The sequence below is a fragment of the Elizabethkingia miricola genome, from assembly GCF_001675285.1.
Lineage (GTDB): Bacteria > Bacteroidota > Bacteroidia > Flavobacteriales > Weeksellaceae > Elizabethkingia > Elizabethkingia miricola.
Genome location: NZ_LSGQ01000022.1, coordinates 1 through 2,648, shown reverse-complemented (window position 1 = coordinate 2,648; position 2,648 = coordinate 1). Strand labels below are relative to the sequence as shown.

The following is a 2,648-nucleotide window of genomic DNA, read 5'->3' as shown; positions in this document are numbered from 1 at the left end:
ACTTTGTTGATTAGTTCTTCGATTTGATTTATAAATTCTTCTTGACCTTCTTCTAATGGATGCGATAAAGATGGTTTAAACTTGTTTTTCACCTCCTCCAACATAGAAAGCATCTCTTCTGAGTGGTCTTCTTTTTCTTCTAGCCAAAAACTAGGATTGGAATTCCGAGTGTTTTTATACGTTTCAAATTGCTTTCTTTCAATGGAAAAGTATAATTCTCCTTTACTAGTTAGAAATTCTTCTTCTTTATTCGGCAGTCTCTCCGATACAGGGACTTTTACATATTTTGTTTTCATAGATTAATTTTCTATTATTAATTCATTTCCTTCGTATAGTACTACCTTATCCCAGTTTCTAATTAAATCTTTAACACTATGTTGAGATCCAAAATCACTTATATATGATTCTGTAAATTGCATCACCCAAGTCCATGTGCCTTGTGATCTTTGCCAATATCCCGGATAAAGTCTATTAAATGTTTCAGCATTTACATTTATTTCAAACTTTTCTTTGATAAGCCTACAAAGTTTTTGAACGCTTGTTTCTTTATTTTTCATGATTCTTTCTTTTTGGAATCATTAAAGGTTTTCTTCAAAGTCTCAATTTTTAACTCAATTGATGAGACTGTTGTTTTAAGACAGGAAATAATATCTCCTAAATGTCCACTTTCGGAATTAACTGCATATAAAATAGCACTTGCATCTTTTGTTAAACTTTTTCTTATTTCAGAAAATTGTTCATCTTTTAATCCATTCATAATTAAAATATTGGTAGTTTTGTTTCTATTAATTGCCAGTGAGTTATTGTTTTGAGGCGATATGCATTTCTAACGGCATTTCCACCGTTTAATAACTTCTTATTCCCTTCGTTACTCATAACATAGAAATCTCCAGCACTATTATATTTTGGCAGATCAACTTCGCTTTCTATTCGCGTCCAGCCTCGGTTATTTTCGAGTCCTTCCAATGAATATGGTATTAACATTTGTTTAAATCCTTCTGTATCTGGCCATGTGGCAATCAATTTGAATACTTTTAAATATTCTGTTCTATTAACACTACTTGGAACTTCAGCAATTCCATTATCTAGGTTAACGTAATCTTTCACTTTATCCCAATGCTCCCCGTAGGCAGCCTTAATTGCTTGTTCTTTTGGTGTTTCCATTACTCTGTTGCTTCTTTTATTAGTTGTTCTGCATTATCAAATAAATATTGGTAGTCTTCTGCCATGTTATTAGCATAATCCAAAGCTTTTAATATTTCATTTTTAGCATTAATGAAATCTTGTAGAGCTTCAAGCATTTCCGGAGCTTTGGAGAATAAAACTGCATTTGCCTTATCTTCTTCTTGAAGACCTTTTATCGAGTATGGTAATACTATTGCCTTTACATTTCCGCCAATTAGAATCGTACCATCAAATGGTTCCGATAATTCACATTTTCCTTTTGTTGCTTTAAATTTGCTCATAATATCACTCTGTTGTTGATTTTATTTTAAATATTTTCGCATTGGGCATTTTTGAAATTTCACACCCCATAGAAACCATAAGCAAGTCAAATGCTAATTCAGCAGATTCACAAGCTCCTCCTTGTGGACAAGAATAAACCTTTTGCTTGCCCATTATATCCTCAAAATCGTCCTCGTCCAGATAGAATACAGTACCTATATACTCTTCAACATTTTTAATTTCATAGAATATTTTACATCCAGTACCATGTTCAGAAAACAACCAATCTTTTCCATGAAATGTTGCATAATTTTCTGGCCAACCATCAACAAGTTTAAATGTGCCTTGTTTAGTTTTAAAATCAATCTCCTTCATAACATTACTATATTAGATTCGTTGGTTATTGATTCTTTGTCTATCTGGATGTTGTCAGCACCTATTTGCACATGTTTTACAGCTTTATATAGTTTATTATGTCCATCATGATACTTAATATTTGCATTCTCCGCTGCCTTCTCCAAAGAAGCCTGAGCTACTTCGCGGGCGTACCGTTTTGCTACTTCTTCATAGCATATACCAATCTTAAAATCACTTAATCCATTCTTTAAAACTTCCCAGTTTGCATACTCAAGTTCTTTTGCTACTTCGTTCTTTATTTCTTCCAGTCTTTTCATTATTATTTGTTTGGGGTTAAACTTTCGTGGATGTTGCCGGTTATTTCATAGTGATTTCTCATATTGCTTGTTTGATATGGAGGCAAAAGCCCTACATAATTTTGAGCATCTATTTTTCTATTTCCCCAAATAATAGGCTTCATGAAAAACCCAGCTCCATAATATTCTATAATGTATTTATCACCTGATTTTGCATCAATATAGAAACTTGGATCTACCTTAAATTCAATAATATCCCCCTCAAACACTTTATTATTTTTTTTGTCTAAAAGTCCGGTGAACTGCCCTACTGTTTCGGGGATTACTTTATGAAAACGACCATAAGCATGACCTCCATAATCTAAATGTTCACCATAACTACATTCATCCATAATGTAAAGGCTATCTGCAAAACCTTTTATTAGCCAACCTGAGATCCACTCACCGTTGTCCACTCTTTTTCCTCTAAAAATTATCTCTCTTTTCATATCGTTTTATTTTGGTTGTTTTAGTCCCCTCTTATTACAGAGGGGGGGGAGTTAATTATTT

8 protein-coding genes are annotated in these 2,648 nt (G+C 32.9%); all 8 read right to left on the bottom strand.

Annotated features, from left to right (window positions below; all coding sequences use genetic code 11):
- Positions 1-296, bottom strand: a 296-nt coding sequence (locus ATE49_RS11125; RefSeq protein WP_155759303.1) for a hypothetical protein, incomplete at its 3' end; no start/stop codon positions are given.
- Between the two features lie 3 nt (positions 297-299).
- Positions 300-557: a hypothetical protein gene (locus ATE49_RS11120; RefSeq protein ID WP_065082238.1), complete on the bottom strand. Its 258-nt coding sequence runs from the start codon at positions 555-557 to the stop codon at positions 300-302.
- Positions 554-757 carry a hypothetical protein gene (locus ATE49_RS11115; protein ID WP_065082237.1) on the bottom strand — a complete coding sequence of 68 codons (204 nt, stop codon included), beginning with the start codon at positions 755-757 and terminating at the stop codon, positions 554-556. The genes ATE49_RS11120 and ATE49_RS11115 overlap by 4 nt, the downstream gene beginning before the upstream one ends.
- A gap of 2 nt (positions 758-759) precedes the next feature.
- Positions 760-1,164, bottom strand: a complete 405-nt coding sequence (locus ATE49_RS11110; protein WP_065082236.1) for a hypothetical protein — start codon at positions 1,162-1,164, stop codon at positions 760-762.
- On the bottom strand, positions 1,164-1,466 hold the full coding sequence (locus ATE49_RS11105) for a hypothetical protein (RefSeq protein WP_065082235.1): 303 nt from the start codon (positions 1,464-1,466) through the stop codon (positions 1,164-1,166). The genes ATE49_RS11110 and ATE49_RS11105 overlap by 1 nt, the downstream gene beginning before the upstream one ends.
- Before the next feature lie 4 nt (positions 1,467-1,470).
- Positions 1,471-1,821: a hypothetical protein gene (locus ATE49_RS11100; protein ID WP_065082234.1), complete on the bottom strand. Its 351-nt coding sequence runs from the start codon at positions 1,819-1,821 to the stop codon at positions 1,471-1,473.
- On the bottom strand, positions 1,818-2,120 hold the full coding sequence (locus ATE49_RS11095; protein ID WP_065082233.1) for a hypothetical protein: 303 nt from the start codon (positions 2,118-2,120) through the stop codon (positions 1,818-1,820). The genes ATE49_RS11100 and ATE49_RS11095 overlap by 4 nt, the downstream gene beginning before the upstream one ends.
- A 2-nt stretch (positions 2,121-2,122) precedes the next feature.
- A complete protein-coding gene (locus ATE49_RS11090; RefSeq protein WP_081278463.1) occupies positions 2,123-2,587 on the bottom strand; it encodes a YopX family protein in 465 nt (154 codons plus the stop codon).
- Between the last annotated feature and the right edge of the window lie 61 nt (positions 2,588-2,648).